At 53.0% G+C, this 17,019-nt stretch carries 14 protein-coding genes; 7 read left to right on the forward strand and 7 right to left on the reverse strand.

The features are described from left to right. The first annotated feature begins 6 nt into the window (after positions 1-6). The 5 genes from STSP2_RS15845 to STSP2_RS15860 all read left to right on the forward strand — a co-directional run bounded on the left by STSP2_RS15845 (position 7) and on the right by STSP2_RS15860 (position 4,266). Positions 7-312: a hypothetical protein gene (locus STSP2_RS15845; protein ID WP_146663698.1), complete on the forward strand. Its 306-nt coding sequence runs from the start codon at positions 7-9 to the stop codon at positions 310-312. A gap of 140 nt (positions 313-452) precedes the next feature. Next, positions 453-1,706, forward strand: coding sequence for a tetratricopeptide repeat protein (locus STSP2_RS15850; RefSeq protein WP_146663699.1), 1,254 nt, complete (start codon positions 453-455; stop codon positions 1,704-1,706). 35 nt (positions 1,707-1,741) lie between these two features. Continuing rightward, the gene (locus tag STSP2_RS15855; RefSeq protein WP_146663700.1) at positions 1,742-2,074 is read left to right on the forward strand and encodes a DUF6804 family protein; all 333 of its coding nucleotides are present in this window, start codon (positions 1,742-1,744) and stop codon (positions 2,072-2,074) included. Between the two features lie 23 nt (positions 2,075-2,097). Beyond that, positions 2,098-2,253 carry a hypothetical protein gene (locus tag STSP2_RS17415; protein WP_169853283.1) on the forward strand — a complete coding sequence of 52 codons (156 nt, stop codon included), beginning with the start codon at positions 2,098-2,100 and terminating at the stop codon, positions 2,251-2,253. 189 nt (positions 2,254-2,442) lie between these two features. Then, on the forward strand, positions 2,443-4,266 hold the full coding sequence (locus STSP2_RS15860; protein WP_146663701.1) for a hypothetical protein: 1,824 nt from the start codon (positions 2,443-2,445) through the stop codon (positions 4,264-4,266). A 49-nt stretch (positions 4,267-4,315) separates the two neighbouring features. On the opposite strand, the gene STSP2_RS15865 is transcribed toward STSP2_RS15860, so the two are convergent. From STSP2_RS15865 to STSP2_RS15895, 7 genes are all read right to left on the reverse strand, one after another. Continuing rightward, positions 4,316-4,759, reverse strand: coding sequence for a hypothetical protein (locus tag STSP2_RS15865; RefSeq protein WP_169853284.1), 444 nt, complete (start codon positions 4,757-4,759; stop codon positions 4,316-4,318). A gap of 25 nt (positions 4,760-4,784) precedes the next feature. Beyond that, complete coding sequence (locus STSP2_RS15870) at positions 4,785-5,708, reverse strand: PEP-CTERM sorting domain-containing protein (protein ID WP_146663703.1); 924 nt, start codon at positions 5,706-5,708, stop codon at positions 4,785-4,787. Between the two features lie 1,728 nt (positions 5,709-7,436). Beyond that, complete coding sequence (locus STSP2_RS15875; RefSeq protein ID WP_146663704.1) at positions 7,437-8,165, reverse strand: M48 family metallopeptidase; 729 nt, start codon at positions 8,163-8,165, stop codon at positions 7,437-7,439. Beyond that, positions 8,155-11,253, reverse strand: a complete 3,099-nt coding sequence (locus STSP2_RS15880; protein WP_146663705.1) for a type I restriction endonuclease subunit R — start codon at positions 11,251-11,253, stop codon at positions 8,155-8,157. The genes STSP2_RS15875 and STSP2_RS15880 overlap by 11 nt, the downstream gene beginning before the upstream one ends. 22 nt (positions 11,254-11,275) lie before the next feature. Continuing rightward, complete coding sequence (locus STSP2_RS15885; RefSeq protein WP_146663706.1) at positions 11,276-12,307, reverse strand: PGN_0703 family putative restriction endonuclease; 1,032 nt, start codon at positions 12,305-12,307, stop codon at positions 11,276-11,278. Then, entirely contained in the window at positions 12,304-13,452 is a 1,149-nt protein-coding gene (locus tag STSP2_RS15890) for a restriction endonuclease subunit S (RefSeq protein WP_146663707.1), read from the reverse strand. Before STSP2_RS15890 ends, STSP2_RS15885 begins: the two co-directional genes overlap by 4 nt. After that, positions 13,445-15,892 (reverse strand): type I restriction-modification system subunit M, encoded by a 2,448-nt coding sequence (locus STSP2_RS15895; RefSeq protein ID WP_146663708.1) that lies wholly within the window; start codon positions 15,890-15,892, stop codon positions 13,445-13,447. Before STSP2_RS15895 ends, STSP2_RS15890 begins: the two co-directional genes overlap by 8 nt. 93 nt (positions 15,893-15,985) lie before the next feature. On the opposite strand from STSP2_RS15895, the gene STSP2_RS17535 reads away from it, so the two are divergent. Next, positions 15,986-16,654, forward strand: coding sequence for a GIY-YIG nuclease family protein (locus STSP2_RS17535; RefSeq protein WP_205847925.1), 669 nt, complete (start codon positions 15,986-15,988; stop codon positions 16,652-16,654). Then, on the forward strand, positions 16,654-17,010 hold the full coding sequence (locus tag STSP2_RS15905; RefSeq protein ID WP_146663709.1) for a hypothetical protein: 357 nt from the start codon (positions 16,654-16,656) through the stop codon (positions 17,008-17,010). The genes STSP2_RS17535 and STSP2_RS15905 overlap by 1 nt, the downstream gene beginning before the upstream one ends. The last annotated feature ends 9 nt before the right edge of the window (positions 17,011-17,019 follow it).

A 17,019-nucleotide genomic window follows, 5' to 3' on the forward strand; every position in this document is an offset into this window, starting at 1 on the left:
AAGTCTATGAATAAGTTTATAAGCCCCCTTGCGGGGGCCATAAACCTAACGGAGGAGGAGGGATTCGAACCCCCGGAGGCTTGCGCCTCAGCGGTTTTCAAGACCGCCACTGCAAACACGCAAGGTGTGGAAGACACAGGACTTACGGCAATAGATGGTGACCGCTTACAAACCAGCTTACAAATTCGTGCTGCGTGTGAGCTGCCGCTGGAGCTGGCTGAAGTGATCAGGGCGTGGCCGGAGCTGCCGGAACACGTCAGACTTGCCGTGATGGCACTGGTCCGCTCGGCAGTCCCGGAGTCTTCAGGGTAATACATATATATGCTCCCCTCCTGCCACAGCAAAGAATTTCCGGCAATCCGGCTACAAGCGGGTATTTGGATAGGAATATTCTTGCATCACCACCGCAAAGCAGCTATGCTGTGCCCAAATACTATTTGGAGGAATGATCCATGAATGAAAAAGCATTCTTGATCACTGTAGGGTTTATTTGCCCAGCCTTTTTAGTCCTGTTAGGTATTGTTGTTATTGACATGGGAAGCCCTAAATCATCACCCGATGAGCCCGAAAAACCAACTTTCAGTGATATTTTAGATCGGCTAGACTCTCGTGAAAGTACTGCACAAGTCGCGGAAGAGAGCGAACAGGACGACGAAGCACTGGAAGATTTGGCGAGGAAAAATTTGTATTTTGAAGCACTAGCGTTGGAGGAGGCCGTGGGTCGCCTTCAAAACGCGGCCGAAAAGGGACTTAGTTCCGCTCAGCGTGAGTTGGCCCTTCTATATTATAGCAACCAGCTCTGGGCCAAATCACTCTACTGGGCAAGTAGGTTAGCCGACAAGGGGGAGCCGGGGATTTATGAATTGTATCACCGTTTCTTTTCAGATGGAAAAGAGGCAACGGAATGGCTCATAAAAGAAGCGGAAAAAGGAAACAAGAACGCTCAGTGTTGGCTGGGCAAACTTTATGATCTGGGCAAAGGTGTCTCACAAGACACAGACGAGGCGGTAGAATTATATCGTAAGGCTGGTGAGAAAGGTAGTGCCTGTGCTCAGTTCAGCCTGGGCGTAATGTACCACAGAAAGTTAAAAGATTACAGAACAGCTGCAAAATGGTATACAATGGCCGCCGAGCAGGGAAATACAAGTGCTCAGGTTAATCTAGGCTCGCTGTTTGAAAGTGGTAAGGGGGTAATTAAGAACAATAAAAAAGCACTTGAATTGTATAGGATAGCAGCCGAGCAGGGAAATGAGGGAGCACAGTTTAATCTGGGACTGATGTATTTAGATGGTAAGGGCGTTACCCAAGACCATAAGGAGGCTGTGAAATGGTTCACTAAGGCCGCTGAACAGGGTGATGCAATTGCTCAGTGCTATTTAGGTTTTTTCTACCAGAAGGGTATTGGTCTCAACGAGAACCATAGAGCGGCAGTAAAATGGTTCAAAATGGCCGCTGAACAGGATAATGGAGAAGCTCAGTACAATTTGGGCTTAATATACTGTTTTGGTCGTGGCGTTTTGGAAGACAAAGTGGAGGCCTATAAATGGCTGCGATTGGCCGGCATAAATGGTGAAAAGGTCGCAAAATTGAAAAATGCTCTTAGGCAGAATATGACGTCAAAGCAGATTAGCCAAGCACGATATAAAGCGAGGCAGTGGATTGAGCGGAAGGAGAAGGAACAGCGTGAGGCGGCTGCTCAGGAGTAGTTGTGAGATGTGGGGGCAGTTTTTCGGAGAGTATTATGGAGAAGTACAAAACGCCGGAGATGTTCGCATGTCTGGGTGCTGCAGTGTTCTTGTTTATAGGTGTGGGCAGGATGCCTTATGATTATTATACCTTCCTCAGGCTGGTTGTCTGCGGGTGTGCGGGTTTTCTGGCGTACAGGGGTTTTGCCATGAAGAAAGAACCGGCAGCCTGGGTCCTGATCGCCATAGCTGTCGTGTTCAATCCTTTCGCACCGATCCACCTGTCCAAGGAGATCTGGCAGGTGGTCGACCTGATCACAGCGGTAGGATTCATTGCCTTCGTGCCGTACCTGGGCAAAGAGCCGGACCAGGAGAGCGAAGGCGAGTAGGATTTTTATAGGAAGGGAGTACCATGTTACAAGTGCTGGCGTTTTTTGTGGCTTTCGGGATTTGCCTGGCAAAAGGCATGGGAGTGCTTGCTGCCTTGGGAGTTGGCTTCCTGGCAGCCATAGTCTGGGGGATCGTGTTTGGCCTGATACTTGCCGCCCTGTCTGCCATGGACCGCTGAATGCCAGCAGGGCTGTCTGATTGTCTCTGGCGGCTACAGGGCCGGCACCAGACGGCACCTAAGTGCTGACCTGTTACTGGCTACCATCACTGATTAGGACGGTACAAAACAGACTAGCACGACCCAGAGCCACTGCTTGCAAAATCAAGTCGAAATTTTTAGGAATAAATACTTGTGAGAGGTGTCAAGATGAAGTCATCACAGTCAAATTTTCATGCAGCTAGAGCATGCATCATTGTCTGTTTGAGCCTGGCCAGCGTGGGGTGCGTACTCGCAACTGACAACAGTCCACAATGGGAGAAGCACACTCTCCAGGATGGTGGTTCCATAGAACTGCCGAAAACTTTCTCCACTGCAAGGGTTACATTCGAAGTAATGAAGACATATAAAGGAAAAGAACCGGCATATAGAGAGAGACTACTCAGTGCTAAGGGGGTCCATGACACCGTCGTGTGTTCGCTCAAGATATGGCGAGTTTGGGCTGAGGATGCGGATGGCAATGTAATCCAGAAGGAGACCCCCAACGCGTATCTGATGAAACTCTTTGATTCGTCGGTGAAAATCACTTCTTCAATGATGAAGACGCAAAGGCTCGAACCATCCTCTTTCCGAAAAGTTGGGGACAGGGTTTACTATAGCTGCTCCTATTTGGGCAATAATGGGGGATCGCGTTTCGATCAGTTCGCGTTTTATCGCAAAGGTTTTGTCTATTTTATCAATGCCGCGTACAGGAAAGTTGGAGAGGACTACTGGACGGATACCATTATAGAAACTGTAGCCACCTTCGCTCCAGGTGACCTGTACAACAAGGATTCTGCTGTGAGTGAGGGCATTTACGAGACGGAGTCCAAATGGACAAAGTATGACCTTGACGGAAATTCAAGGCTCTGGCTACCAAGTGACTGGCTGTGTATCTACCGAAATTCTAAACCAGAACTCAATGGATCGGCAGATGAGGGTTTCGTGGTTGGATTTCAGACGTTGATGAATGCACGGCCACACCTCCATGAAGGGGACACTTCGACTCTCCATATATGCAGAATGTTTGCAAGAAACACAACCACTGGCAAATTAGAAAACTTCGCCGAGGACGAGAAAAAGGAATTCGAGGCTATGATGGTGCAGGGTCTTTTAGAGGGCCTTAGTGACCATAACGTCAGCATTGCCAGTGGCCCAAAGCATATTACGGTGGCAGATTTAGAGATGGTCACACGTGAATATAAAATTGGGATGGGTTCGCAGGCGCGCACTACTCAGATATACATATTCGAAAAAGAGGATTGTCTGTATTTCATCATGCACGGCTTTTTAGAAAAGGATGCAAAGGCATGGCAGCGTGCAATGACTGAGGTCCTAGAAAAATGGGAATTTGGCGTTACCCGTGAAGACACCGATGAGGTTCAAATAGGCGAAGTTGATACGGATGATTCTGAAGATGATGTGTTCGTGTACAGGAATAATGAGTACCACTTCTCACTGATTCTGCCAAAATCCTGGACTAGGATATCGCAATCCGTCCTCGACGATTTTTCAGGGCTTGCTGGCGGGCTGAGTGGCACTCAGGTCAATTACATTGCGGGTTTTCAAAAAGGTGACCTTACGAAAGGGCATGTACCTCATTTCCTGGTTCAATATGTTGATACGAAGGGTGCTCCCGTTGACATGCTGGAAGAGTACTTCGAATCCGAAAAAACTACGGGTGAACTATCAGAAGCGGCCAATACAGTTGAGCAGAACTCAGGTGGACTTGTTTCCGACTGCGGGGTTACAATCCTGGATGTTGACACTGAAAACCATGTTGTGACGAGTCGTTCAAAGACGAAGGTGGCCGGAGAAGGATATTACTACGGCTATTCTTTGGGATTTATTGGCAGAAGAAGTATGGTGAATATCCACTTCTACTCACGATCCAGAGATTTTACCGCGTCGGAACTCAAGGAAATCAAGAATATCACATCTACTTTCAGTTATGACATGGGGTATGATGCCGACGGCCAGGAAAGCCTAAGATAGTTTCAGGTTGGACTCTCCTGTTTGCCCCTTTGTTTGAAGAAGGCTTCTTTTATTCAGTCAGCTGCTCGTCGTCGCCTGTGATCGCCCTGCCGAACATGGACCAGCCTTTCAGGGCGTCCGTTTCGCCGGGGGACGGCAGGCCTTTGTGCAGCAGGAACGAGTTGACCAGCGTGGCCAGGATCTGGACGTCTTTAGCATCATCTGTCTCGGTGTACTGGTCCCGGCAGCGGTTGACCACGGCTTGGCTGACCGTATAGCTGCCATCTTCCTGCCTGGTCAGCTCGACCTTGTACATGCAAAAGCCCGTCCAGCTCCGATGAAAGCAAATCGTGTCGTCCTTCAGGTAGATGAACCACTTGTCCTCCTGCTGGCGGGGCATGTAGCCCTGCTTGAGCTTGTCGTGCTCCGCTGGTGTGAACCGCTGGGAGTACGGAATCACAGCATGCTCGTCCGGCATGGGCTCTGTCCGCCAGTCTGATCGTTTGGTCGGCATGGTATCTCTTGGACCATCAGGGCAGTTAGTTTATAGCTCGATTTCTCCGCATTAAGAGCAAGCCTGTAGTCAATAGAGCCAGCGTAGCTGGTTCGGGTATCGTGTAAATGAAGACTCCTTGGTCATATTGGTAGCCGTTGAGTTCACTATACCTACCTACAATTGTATCTCCATGAATTGCGGAAAAAGATGTATTGTACGCACCGGGCTTGTCAACCGTAATCCAGGAGGTTCCGTCGTATATGAAACCATGACTGCCTGAATCATCGGAAAAGGTGCCCACAATAAGTCCGTTGTCGACTGCAGCTCCATGTATCGAGCTTGCTCCCGGCTTTTCCAGGATTTCCAGGGTATCCCCTGTACGCACATAATAATGGTTTGTCCCATTCTCATCTTTGTATCGCCCTACAATGGTGTCACCATCTAAGTCAAGTGCCTTAACCGTATATGGTGCTGCACCATCTATCTCGAATTCTTCCCAGCTGAAGTTATCAAACATGTAGTCGTTGGTGACGGTACTGGTGTCACTGGCGAGCATCCGGTCACCGTCAATCGCCTTGAGTAAAGTGGTGGTCGTGTGCGGGTTGTTCAAGGTCGTGAAAGATTCGCCGTCGTACACAAAACCCTGATAATTGTAGGAAGAACCGCTGTCATTGTATGCACCTACGATCAGATTATCGTAGACTCCATAAGGCTTGGTCGAGTATGCACCGGGCTTTGAGAGTTTTTTGAATTCGTTGCCATCATATACGAACCCCTGAGAGCCATGGCCGTCCTTCGGTATGTATGTACCTACTATTGTGTCACCGTAAATGGCCGTTGGGTTGAACGTCCCGGCTGAATACAGTGGTTCGTCCCATTTCAACTCGGTCCATACACCGCCGACTGCATTATCTGCAATCAAGACTGCAAACACACAAAATAATATTACCGCTGCCTTTGACTTCATGAAAAACTCTCCCTTCCAGAAATACCGGCTGACATTATAGATGCCTACTTGACAGACATGAACACTTAATGATTTCTTATACAATAAGTCCGCTACTGAATCAAGAAAAATCTACCCACATATCAACTTAGCAGGTTTGTGGCGGATCAGCAAAGGTCATTCGGAGTGTTTGGCTTTTCAGGTCAAGTGTGTATTGCCAACTTGTCTGCCGGTCTGGCCGGAAGTTTCGGGTTGATCAGGAAGTTCAGGAGGTGGTGAGGCCTGCCTTGACTCTGTGATTGACCTACAACGCCCGGAACCGGAACAATGTATTTTATTCTGGCTGGCCTTGACGTCGAACGTCTCCTATGTCCACCGGTCGTCCGGAGGGTTCGGTTCAAGTAGGCCTCGTAGAGCGGCCAGCAAACTTGCCTGGCCTCTAGAAACCTCTGCCACCATCCGGGGCTCCTTAAGGGGACTCGGTAGACCGGCAATAGCCTCTAGATGTACAAAAAAAATGCCGCATGCGCTAGAATAGCGATACAGCTTAGTTTTCCCCCTTGTCAGCCGGGTCGACTGGCACTAGACTGGCCCCTTGTCAGCCAGGCTAGCCAGGCAATAGTCTTCTGTAAGCCCTCTTGACTACCTATATATATATATGTTAGACTAGATAGCTTTAGGTCGACTGGCCTTCAAGTCTCTGCTAGCCAGGCAAGCCAGGTAAAAGCCAGGAAGGCTGGAAGTGTGAATATGTGAGATTATATTCACACAGCCTATGGTTAACCAGGCAGACAGCCATGACTAGCTGGTAGGTGGATTTTATATCCACCAGTCTTGAGGCTGTCTAGGCAGTCATGTGTACCGGACGGCTTTGAGCGTCTTGTCTACCTGGCCCATTATAACAATATTGAAAATCCTGTCAACATAAGAAACACAGGAATTTTTTGCGTTTTCTAAGTCCTGTGGGTGTGGGGGTTTATGAAAGCCTGGGAAGTCTGGGGTGGCTTAAGGGACCGAAGACAACTAGATTCCAGAATACCAATCGTAAGACTCGAAGAGACTCTCGTAGGACTCGCAGGCCTCGTAGAACTCGAAGAGACTCTCGTAGGACTCGGCAGACCTCGTAAGACATCCCCACTGACCCGCCCCTTTACCTAATGGCTTACCTGTCCTCAGTTTCCTCCATGTCTTCCCTGTCCTCTGTGTCCTCTGTGTCCTCTGTCAAGCAGACAAAAAGACAGCCCGGAGGGCCTCTCGTAGGCCTTCCAGGCTGTGTCTATCTTTTTTGGGGGGCTCTTGGGTCTGTCAAAATAGCCCAATTCGACCGCTGAGCCTCCGGAGAATTGATTTTCTAGGGGTAGACCCGACGATTACTCGGGCCGGGCGAAAATAACGGCTCTGAGCGAGGCTCAGTTGATCGGCTATCTGGAGGAAATCCAGCTATCTATTAGATATTCCCTCGCCCACCCTTCTCTTCTATGGGGTTTTACAGGCTGCCCGCCGTCTTCTGAGCCCGTGTGGCGAGCCACAGGACCTGATGATCATCAGACTCCAATGCCGGAGCTGACAGCACGAACACATGGCACAGGTTTTCAGAGATCTGTCCCCCTCCCCCACACCTTAACATTTTCTTAATAATTGACTTGGGGCGTATTGCATGCAGTCCAGAAGTCGGGTGTCGGCTGGCTATTCATTAGAAATACATGGCTACCTTGAATGAACAGGAAGTGCCGGGGCGGCATGTTCTGCTCAGTAGCTCCAGTCTTCGTGGGCTAGGGGTGACTGGTTGAGGCGGTCGCGGTGGAGTCGCCACTGCGGCATTAGCTTGTCCATCAAGTCTATGAACCGCTCATCGTGGTGCCGTTCGATCAGGTGGACCATTTCGTGCACCAGGATGTACTCCAGGCATATGGTTTCCTTCTTGGCCAGCTCCAGGTTGAGCCAGATCCGCCCGGCTTCTGCGTTGCAACTGCCCCAGCGGGTCTTCATCTTGCGGATACGCCAGTCACGGACAACCACGCCTACCTTGCCCTGCCACTTTTCCAGCAGTGCCGGGACCTGTTCCTTGAGCCGGTCCCTGTACCAGGCGTTGAGTACTTCCTGCCGTCTTTCGCGGCTGGTACCGGGCCTGATCCTCAGCTCCATGGTCGTGTTGTTGGGGAGTGCCACCTCTGCCGGTCCATCATGCTCAACCACATCGAGCCGGTACCGTCTGCCCTGGAAGTAGTGGCTCTCACCTGTGACCATCTCCCGCTGTGACTGACGGACCTGATGGTGGAATGACTGCTGCTGCCGCTTGATCCAGCCAAGCCGGGAGACCACTGCCAGCCGGATGGCCTCACGGCTCAGATGTTCCGGGGCAGCCACGCGGATCCTGCCGTCGGGCGGATAGACACCGACATGCAGGTTTTTGATGTCCTTTCGGACCACCTGGACCGCCAGGCCGCGAATTTCGATGTCGTAGCGTTCAGTAGTCACGCTGATTCTTTACCAGTTCAAAGACCTGATCCAGCAGTTCGCCGTCGCCATCATTATTGTCACTGATAACACCCTTGATAATGTTTCGTACCTGCTTTTTCTTCATTGCATTGGCTCGCCAGTTGTCCGGTCGGTTCGTTCTGACGGCCTGGTCGATCCTGAGTGCAAGCTCCTCATCGCCGTCCAGGTTGTCATAGAGTGCCCTGCAGCCAGGTGTTGTGATGCTGGCCGGGTAGCTAGCATGCGTCTGCGGGCTGACAACCTTCTCAGCCAGCTCCCTGACCTTACGCAGGTACTTGCGGTAGTCCAGAGCCTGCTTTTTCCGCATAATGATCAGGTCGTCCAGCAGTTCCGACATTTTTTCATAGTACTTGGGGTTTACCGCCATCTCATCGATGATCAGTCGTCTGACGTTGTTCTCGATGGTCTCGGCCACCGCCTCCTGGTTGTTCCTGATGCCTTCGGGCAGCTTGTCTATCGCATCCATACCGGTATTGACGATCAGCTCCACCAGGCTCTTATCATCGAAGGCGGATATGCTCTCGCTGTCCTCGGCCCGGATGTACTGATCCAGCAGGTGCCGCATGGCTGGCTCGTACATCTTCATGTCGATGTAGTCGCCGCTGTTTAGCTTGACCTCTTGGCGGACGCTTTCGTAGTGCTTGACCTCCTCGGCAATCTCGGCCGCCTCTTCTTCGCTGTAACCGGCCTGGGTCATCTCGTTGGCAAGGTTCGCATAGGCCCGCACAAAAGAGCTGGTCAGCTTATACAGAGTGATCCGCTTTGATTCGTTGTCATCGACAGACTCGCCGTCCGCGTTGTCTGCCGCAACAAAGAACCGCAGATATGCCTCGGTATCATAAGGCGGTTCAACCGGTTCACACAGGGCCTTGATCGACTCTCGAACTTCCTCCAGACGCTGCTTGCCCTTTTCCAGCCTGTCGGTGAGCAGACCGTCCACGTCCTCGCGGTCGTAGCCCTCGAACGCACCGCCGGTATAGTCATTGATCGATTTTTCCAGCGACCTGAACAGGTCCTTGTAGTCTATGATGTGCCCGTACTCCTTGTCATCGCCGTCCAGCCTGTTGACCCGGCAGATCGCCTGGAAGAGGCCGTGATCCTGCATGTGCTTGTCGATGTACAGGTATGTCGCTGGCGGTGCGTCAAAGCCGGTCAGCAGCTTGTCCACCACGATCAGCAGCTTCATCTGACCTGGCTGCTCGATGAACCGCTTTTTGACCTCCTGCTCGAACAGCTCGGTCTTGTACATCGCGGCTTCTTCAGACTCATCAAAGTGATCCGCCAGCATCTTGCGGTAGATTTTGTATTGCAGCAGCTTCTGGGTAAGTCCTTCACCTGTCTCTTCTCCCTTGATGTCTGAGGGGTTTGGCTTGTACGAGGTTATAATCGCACAGTTGCCTTCCAGCCCGCCGTCACAGAACATCTGGTAGAACCGGCAGGCCGAGTAAATGCTGTCCGAGACCAGCATTGCATTGCCGCGACCGCTGAGAAGCCGGTCCTGCGTATCCATGTCAAGGAGAACATCGTTGACGATCTTCGAGAGCCTGTCACGCGAGCTGAGCACCTTCTGCATGGTGCCCCAGCGGCGTTTGAGCTGTGCCCTGGCGTAGTCGTTGAGGCCCCTGGTCTTGGCCTCGAACCACTTATCCACCTTCTCCTGCGATGTCAGCCTCTGGTCGATATCGCGTGCCTCGTATTGCAGGTCCAGCACGACGTTGTCACGGACCGCCTCGTCATACTTGTACGTGTGAATATACGGCCCAAAAATCTCCAGGCTGGTCTTTTTGTCCCTGCTCAGCAGCGGGGTGCCGGTAAAGCCGATAAACGTTGCGTCCGGCAGAAGCGTCTTCATCGCCTCGTGCAGCTTGCCGGACTGGGTGCGGTGGCACTCATCGACAAACACGAACAGCTCGCCCCTGGCCTTGAATCCTTTAGGCAGGCTCTTGCGGATGTCTTTGAGGTATTCCTTGATGTCCTTGTCGCTCAGGTCGTCCTGCCTGCCGAACTTATGTATCAGCGAACAAATCAGCCATTCGGTGTTGCTGTTGAGCACACTGACCATGTCCGCCCCGCTCTTTGTGCGATAAATATCTTCCTGGACACCTTTGAACACTTTTTCGATCTGCTCATCCAGCTCGGTGCGGTCCGTGATCACCAGGACCCGCGAACCGGTGACTTTTTCGCGGATCCACTTGGCCAGCCAGACCATTGTCAGACTCTTGCCGCTGCCCTGGGTGTGCCAGATTATCCCACCCTTGCGGTCCCGCACATACTCCTGTGCCGCCCGGACGCCGAAGTACTGGTTGTGCCGACAGACCTTCTTGACACCCGAATCGAACACCACGAAATCATGCATCAGCTCCAGCAGCCGCTGCTTACAGCAGAGCTGCGCCAGTTCCTTCAGCAGTGTGTTCTCGCCAGGCACCGGTTCTGCCCCAGCCTCCTTCCACTGCAAATAATATTTTTGTTTCGTCTCAGTCGTACCATAACGCAGACCCTCTGTCTCATTTCCCGCCATCACAAACTGCATGGCGGCGAAGAATGGCCTGATAAAATCTTTCTTCTGGTTGTCCAGATTCTGCCTGATGCCCTCACTGACCGCCACTGTCGACCGCTTGAGCTCCAGCACGCCCACCGCGATGCCATTGATATACAGCACCACGTCCGGCCGCTTGTCGTGTGTGCCCCTGATCGTGACCTCCTCGGCGACGCCGAAGTGATTGGCCTCTATGTCCTGCCAGTCGATCAGGTTAACCGTCTTCGTCTGCTCGCCGATGTCGGTCCTGACCTTCACACCGTACCGCAGCAGGCTGTAAACTTCCATATTTGCATCGTAAAGCGTCCTGCTGCCGCCGACGGTCAGAGCCTTTTTAAGCTTTTCCAGCGTCCTTGAGACGGTTCTCTCGTCATGGCCCTGCTTTTTGAGCCAGGTCTTGAGCTTATCCTCCATGACGTTGCTGTTGTCCTCACGATCCTTGAGAAAGCCCAGATAGCTGTAGTCCAGCTTGTTGAGAAAATACTCGACCACCCGTCTTTGCGTCTGATATTCCCGCTCACCGACATTCATTTGTGCATCTCCTCAAATATCCTCAATTCGCTCCGACCTCTTCGCCCGGCAGGGGCAGGTTGTACAGGTCGCAGTACCAGCGTGCCCAGTCTTGCAGGGTCGGGTCGGCTGTCTGCGTTGCTGCGGCGATTACGTCTGCTGATGTGAAGGTTCTAAATTTTTCGCTGTTGGCCGTCAGTTGGCAGTATGCGTCCATCGTTGCGTCGAGCATGCGGTTGCCGGGGTGTCTTACTACCGAGAAGAACGCCCTTTCGAATTCGCAGGCCGGGTCCGCCTCCGCCGCAAGGCCCATCAACTGATTACGCCAGAGCTGGTTCATACCTCCCTTGAACGGACAACCCGCCTGAGAGTCCGCACCGGCAAAAAAGTCCCGGTTTGCCTCGGTCAGCTTCCAGTAGTTGAACTGCCGTTTGCTGTGATAGTAACAGACGTTCTTGTCCGCCAGTATGTCCGATAAGCTGCCCGTGCAGTCGTGGCATGCCTGTCTGCCGCCGCTCTTCGCCCCGCCGCAGGTGGTGAACTCGGCCTCTGTGAGCTTGTGCTCGATCAGCCACAGGCACAGCCTGCCGTCATGGTCATAGTACGCTATCGCCATGTCCGAATCGGTGCCTGATGAAGGCCGCTTGTCGCCCAGGTATTTGTTCCAGTATTCTATCTGCCAGCCGTTGTCGAGCTTGTCGGTCGCAAGCCTTGCAAAGTCCGGCTTGATCTTCGCCAGCACCTGATCCGCTGAGCCGCTGATCAGCACGGGCAGGAACAGGTTGACATTCGCCGCCTGCGAGCTGGCCATGTGGTTGAAATACTGGTGCTCCCTGAACGGGAAACGCCTGGCGTGGGTTTTGAGCCTGTCCAATACCGGCGGGTAGACCGTTGCGTATGTGCCGTGCAGGCTCCTGGGCAGGATCGCATCGTATTCACGCTTGCCGTACAAGCCGGGCTCCCTGGTGATGTGCTTCCACTTCCAGTCGATCAGGTGCATCTGCATCTGCATCTGGAAATCATTCAGCGAACCCGCAAGCCGGTACTGCCTGTGGTTCTTTTCAAAAATTTTCATACCAGTCTCGTCCTTCCCGTCAGAAGTTCTGCCATCATGCCCTGCTTGATCTGCCTGGTCTTGTCCCGCCGATCCTCCAACGCCTCGATCTCCGCGTCCATGTCCGACAGAACCTCGGCTATGGCCCGCTGTTCCGCAACGTCTTCAGGTCCTGCAAAGACAAAATTCAAAAAGGTCGGTAATCTGAGAGAATCGACCGTTGCCTTCACAGTGTTCTTGAGGGCATACCGGCCAAAACTGTTGACCATAGCAAAGTAAACAAACTTACCACACGTCGATGACGAAAAATCGGATATCTTGTAGACCCGTTGGTGAACGTCAAAGCGACCATTTATGTAATGAAAAATCCCTCCAATGCCTCCCTCCCCTGGCACCAGAATTGCTTCTCCTTCATAGGAGTATGAATTTATGTGTTCAACCGTTGCAGAGCGAACATAAAAGGGGTACTTCCCATCCTCAATTTTATCCTGGTTATTTCGGCTGCCGGTTTTTATATGGGCCAACTCCCCCAACCGCTTTGTTTGCCATTTTCCTGAGAAGCCGGGCAGGCGGGTTTTGCCGGTGAGCAGTTCGGCCATGGCGGCCTGCTTGAGGGCCCGCTTTTTGGCGATGAGCCTGTCCAGCGACCCGATCAGCGAATCCACATCCGACAACGCCTCCGCTATCGCCCGCTGCTCGGGGACACACTCAGGCACTGCTATTTTCATCTCCGAGAGCGTACTCATCGTAATGTAGGGTGTATTTCCAGCCTTAACTTCGACTCGAATCCGGTCTTGGAGATTTCGGTCAATAAACCATTTGCAAAAATGGATGTTGACGCGGAAACCATTTAGTACATAGGTCCGCTGGTATGCATTAAATTTGCCTGCATAGTAATGAATATAACCGACATTCGCTCCATTACCTGATATCAAGAGAGCTTCTGTATCAAATGCAAACTTGTCAATCCGGTAAGGCTCGCGTGCACATGTGAAGAAAGGGTAATCCCCATCTTCGGCCATCGCGTTGGCATCAAGACGGCCCGTTGTGATTCGTTCACAAATCGAGCCAAGTTCGATAACCTCCCAATCCTCAGGTATGACGCCGATCTCGGTGCGTTTATAGCCTGGGGGGACCTTGTCCGGGGTTGTATTCTGTTTAACCATTGACGCTGACCCCCATCTTATCTAGGTGGACGTCGACCTTTTTGGTGAGCGTGGCGACCTGGTTGAAAATATCGGGCAGAGGCTCGGCGTACCGCTGTTCGAGTTCCTTGACGCGGCCTGCGAGTGTCTGGGTGAGCCTGTCGAGCTCGGAATCGACCGCCCGGCGAATGGAGGCGAACCACTTGTCCTCGACGGCGAGCGTCTTTATCTCGTCCTCGGTGAGCTCGGGGTATTTTGCCAGCACCTTCTCATCTAGCTGTGCCCGTGTGTCCTTGACCGCCTTTGCGGCGGTGGAGTCGGCGTTCATCAGTTTTTTGCACTTATTGAGTGCCCTGCGTTCGTCGGCTGCTTCGGGATCTTCTTTTATTTCCTTGAGCCTGGCGGTGATGCCTCCCTTGGTGACCTTGCCCTTGTCGTTTGTCGCATCTTCCAGGGGGCCCTCTTCGACGGTGTTTTCCTCGATGAACTCCTCAAGCTGGCGGGAGGCGGTTTCGTGTTCGGCCTGCATGTCCTCAAGGATGCCCTTCTCGACGGTGAAGAACCGCTCTATCAGCAGGTCGGGCGGCAGCAGGTCCATCTTGTACTTCTTGCGTTTGACGGTGAGGTCGGGCGTTTCCTTGATCTTGCGTTTTTTGTCGTCGATGATCCCGCGAGGCTGGGCGGCGTCTTTCCAGCCGTCGGCTGCTATCAGGTAGATGTCGTCCTGCATGGTGTCAAACCAGTAATCCATCAGCCGCTGATACATGTCGTAGGGGTCTATGAGGGAAAGCTGCTTGAACCGCTCTAGCAGGTCCTCGCTGAGCGTGCTGATGACGTCCCTGGGCTTTGCTCCGGCGTCAAGGTCCATCAGCATGGGTCTGTGCTTGCGGTGCCATTTGCGGAAGATGGAGCGGACCTTGTCGGCGTACTCGGTGAACTCGGGGTGTTCGAGGATGGCGGTCTTGACCTGGGCGGGTTCGAGACGCGGTTCGCTGTAGCCGGGCCTGCCGTTGCGTTTGAACAGTGCCTTGCGGACGGTGGGGAAGACGTCCCAGTATTCGGATAGCTCGTCGATGTCTCGGTTGGGGATGCCGCCGTTGAGGTGTGCGTCCAGGTCGTGCACGTCCTCGGGCTCGCTGGAGTCGATGTATCGCGGGATATTGAGGTTGTAGTCGTTGGCCTCGGATGCGATCTCGTCCAGCGGGACCATGCGGGAGTAACGGGGGATCTCTGCGGCCCTGTTAAAGACGTCGACGATGCGATGAATGTCCTGCTCGCGGAGGCGGTTCTTGTTGCCGTCCTTGATGAAACCTTTGGAGGCGTCGATCATAAATATGCTCTCGCGGAGCTGGCAGTCTTCCTTGTCGATCATGATGATGCAGGCGGGGATGCCCGTGCCGTAGAACAGGTTTGCGGGCAGACCGATGATGCCGCGTATCAGGCCGCGTTTGATGAGTTTGCGGCGGATGTCTGCCTCCTTGTTGCCGCGGAACAGCACGCCGTGAGGCAGAATGATGGCACCTTTGCCCTTGCTCCTGAGGGAGGTAATCAGGTGCAGCAGGAAGGCATAGTCGCCGTTCTTGGCGGGCGGGATGCCGTATTCGAACCGGCCGAACTGATCGTTTGCGGGATCGAAACCGCTGGTCCAGGACTTGGCGGAAAACGGAGGATTGGCGACGGCGAAGTCGAACTTTTTCAGGCCGCCGTCACCGTCCTTGAAGTGCGGGCTTGCAAGGGTATTGCCCCGCCACAGATCAGCCATGGGATGGTTGTGCAAAAACATGTTCATGCGTGCCAATGCCCAGGTTGCGTTGTCCATTTCCTGGCCGTAGATGGATATTCCCTTCGGTGCGTGGTCGGCCGCCTTGATCAGCAGTGAGCCGGAACCGCAGGTCGGGTCATAAACGGTATGCTTTTGCATTGTTTGTGGTCCTATACCGATGATGCTGGCCATGATGCGGGAGACCTCTGCGGGAGTGTAGAACTGGCCCTTGCTCTTGCCGGATTCGGTGGCGAAATTCCGCATGAGGTATTCATAGGCATCGCCGAGCAGGTCGTCGCCCTCGGCACGGTTTGAGCGGAAGTCCAGGCCGTCGAAGATAGCCACCAGCCGTGAGAGGCGGTCCTGCATTTCCTTGCCGCCGCCCAGTTTGGATTCATCGTTGAAGTCCGCCTGGTCGATCACGCCCTTGAGCTCGTTGGCCTCTGCGAGCCTGCCGATGATCTTGTTGATCTTGTCGCCGATCTCCTTGTCTCCCTTGAGTGCGACCATGTCGTCGAAACTGCCGCCCTGGGGCACCTCGATCAGGGCGTCCGGGTCGTTTGCATACTTGTCAGAGACGTACTTCATGAACAGAAGCGTGAGGATGTAGTCCTTGTATTGCGATGCGTCCATGCCGCCGCGAAGCTCGTCGCAGCTTGACCAGAGGGAGCTGTAGAGTTGTGACTTTTTCAGGGCCATACCGATCTTTCCTGACCTGAGGGTTTATGTGACGGGTTCCTTGCACGATCGTGGGCGGATATCGGGGGTGCACAGCCGCAAAACGGGCTGATTTTGACGCTGAAAACGGCAGGCCACGCTCCGAGTATCTCCACGGCAGGCAAGTTTAGCCGCCGGATTGCGGGCTGTCAAGGGATATCAGATAGGCATAAACTGGAAATTGACTATTTTTGCAGGTGTGTATTCCGGTTTGACAATGATGAAGATTTCGGCTATTATCCCCCTGAATTTCCCGCGAGGTTGCTGAGCAGCAGCCCGCACTGGGAAATGATCCTTCTTTCGGAGCACAGCAAGATGCCGATTAGCGAACTGAGATTGATCAAGAACTGCGCTGAATACATTCCGATTAGCGATATTTCCCGCATACCAGGCCGCACACGCGGAATATACGTTCTTTACAACCACGACCCAAAGAGCAAGATGTATGATGTTGTGTATATCGGCATGGCTGGGGGAGAGAAAAAAGCCAGCATTCGCGGCAGACTGAGGCGACATAGAAGCAAAAAGAGTGACGAGTGGACCCACTGCTCGGTTTTCGAAGTGTGGGACAATATACGGGAGGAAGAGGTCAGGGAGCTGGAGGGAATCCTCAGGCACATCTTCCGCAAGGATCAGCAAGCCAATAAGCTTAATCAGCAAAAGGCGTTTATGAAGCTCAAGCATGTCACGGCACATACAAAACAGTCTGACTGGCTGCTGAGCGAGTCGAATGGAGATGACTGATGTGGTTATGTACCAGGTACGACTTTTTCAGCGTGGTCAGGGGTGACGACCGGATCAGTCCCGGCAAGGTCATGGTGCGGGCCAGAAAGGCCGGGCATCTGCGAAACCTGCAGGGCCGGTTTGCCGAACTTCGGGATGTCCCACTGAAGACCTCAAGCACAACGGACTACCCGTGCAGGCTTGTTGTAAACCGGGAAGTCTGGGCCAGGATAGGTGCTGAGCTGGCTGCCGATATAGACTACACCAACTTCAAAAATGCCGCAGGTGGCGAGCTGGCAGACGACAGTGATTACTCGGAGTTCCTGCACGAGGTATGGTGGAAAGGCATGCAGTTGCTGCAGAGATCAGAGGAATAGACGGGCTAA

It is taken from the genome of Anaerohalosphaera lusitana (assembly GCF_002007645.1).
GTDB classification, from domain to species: domain Bacteria; phylum Planctomycetota; class Phycisphaerae; order Sedimentisphaerales; family Anaerohalosphaeraceae; genus Anaerohalosphaera; species Anaerohalosphaera lusitana.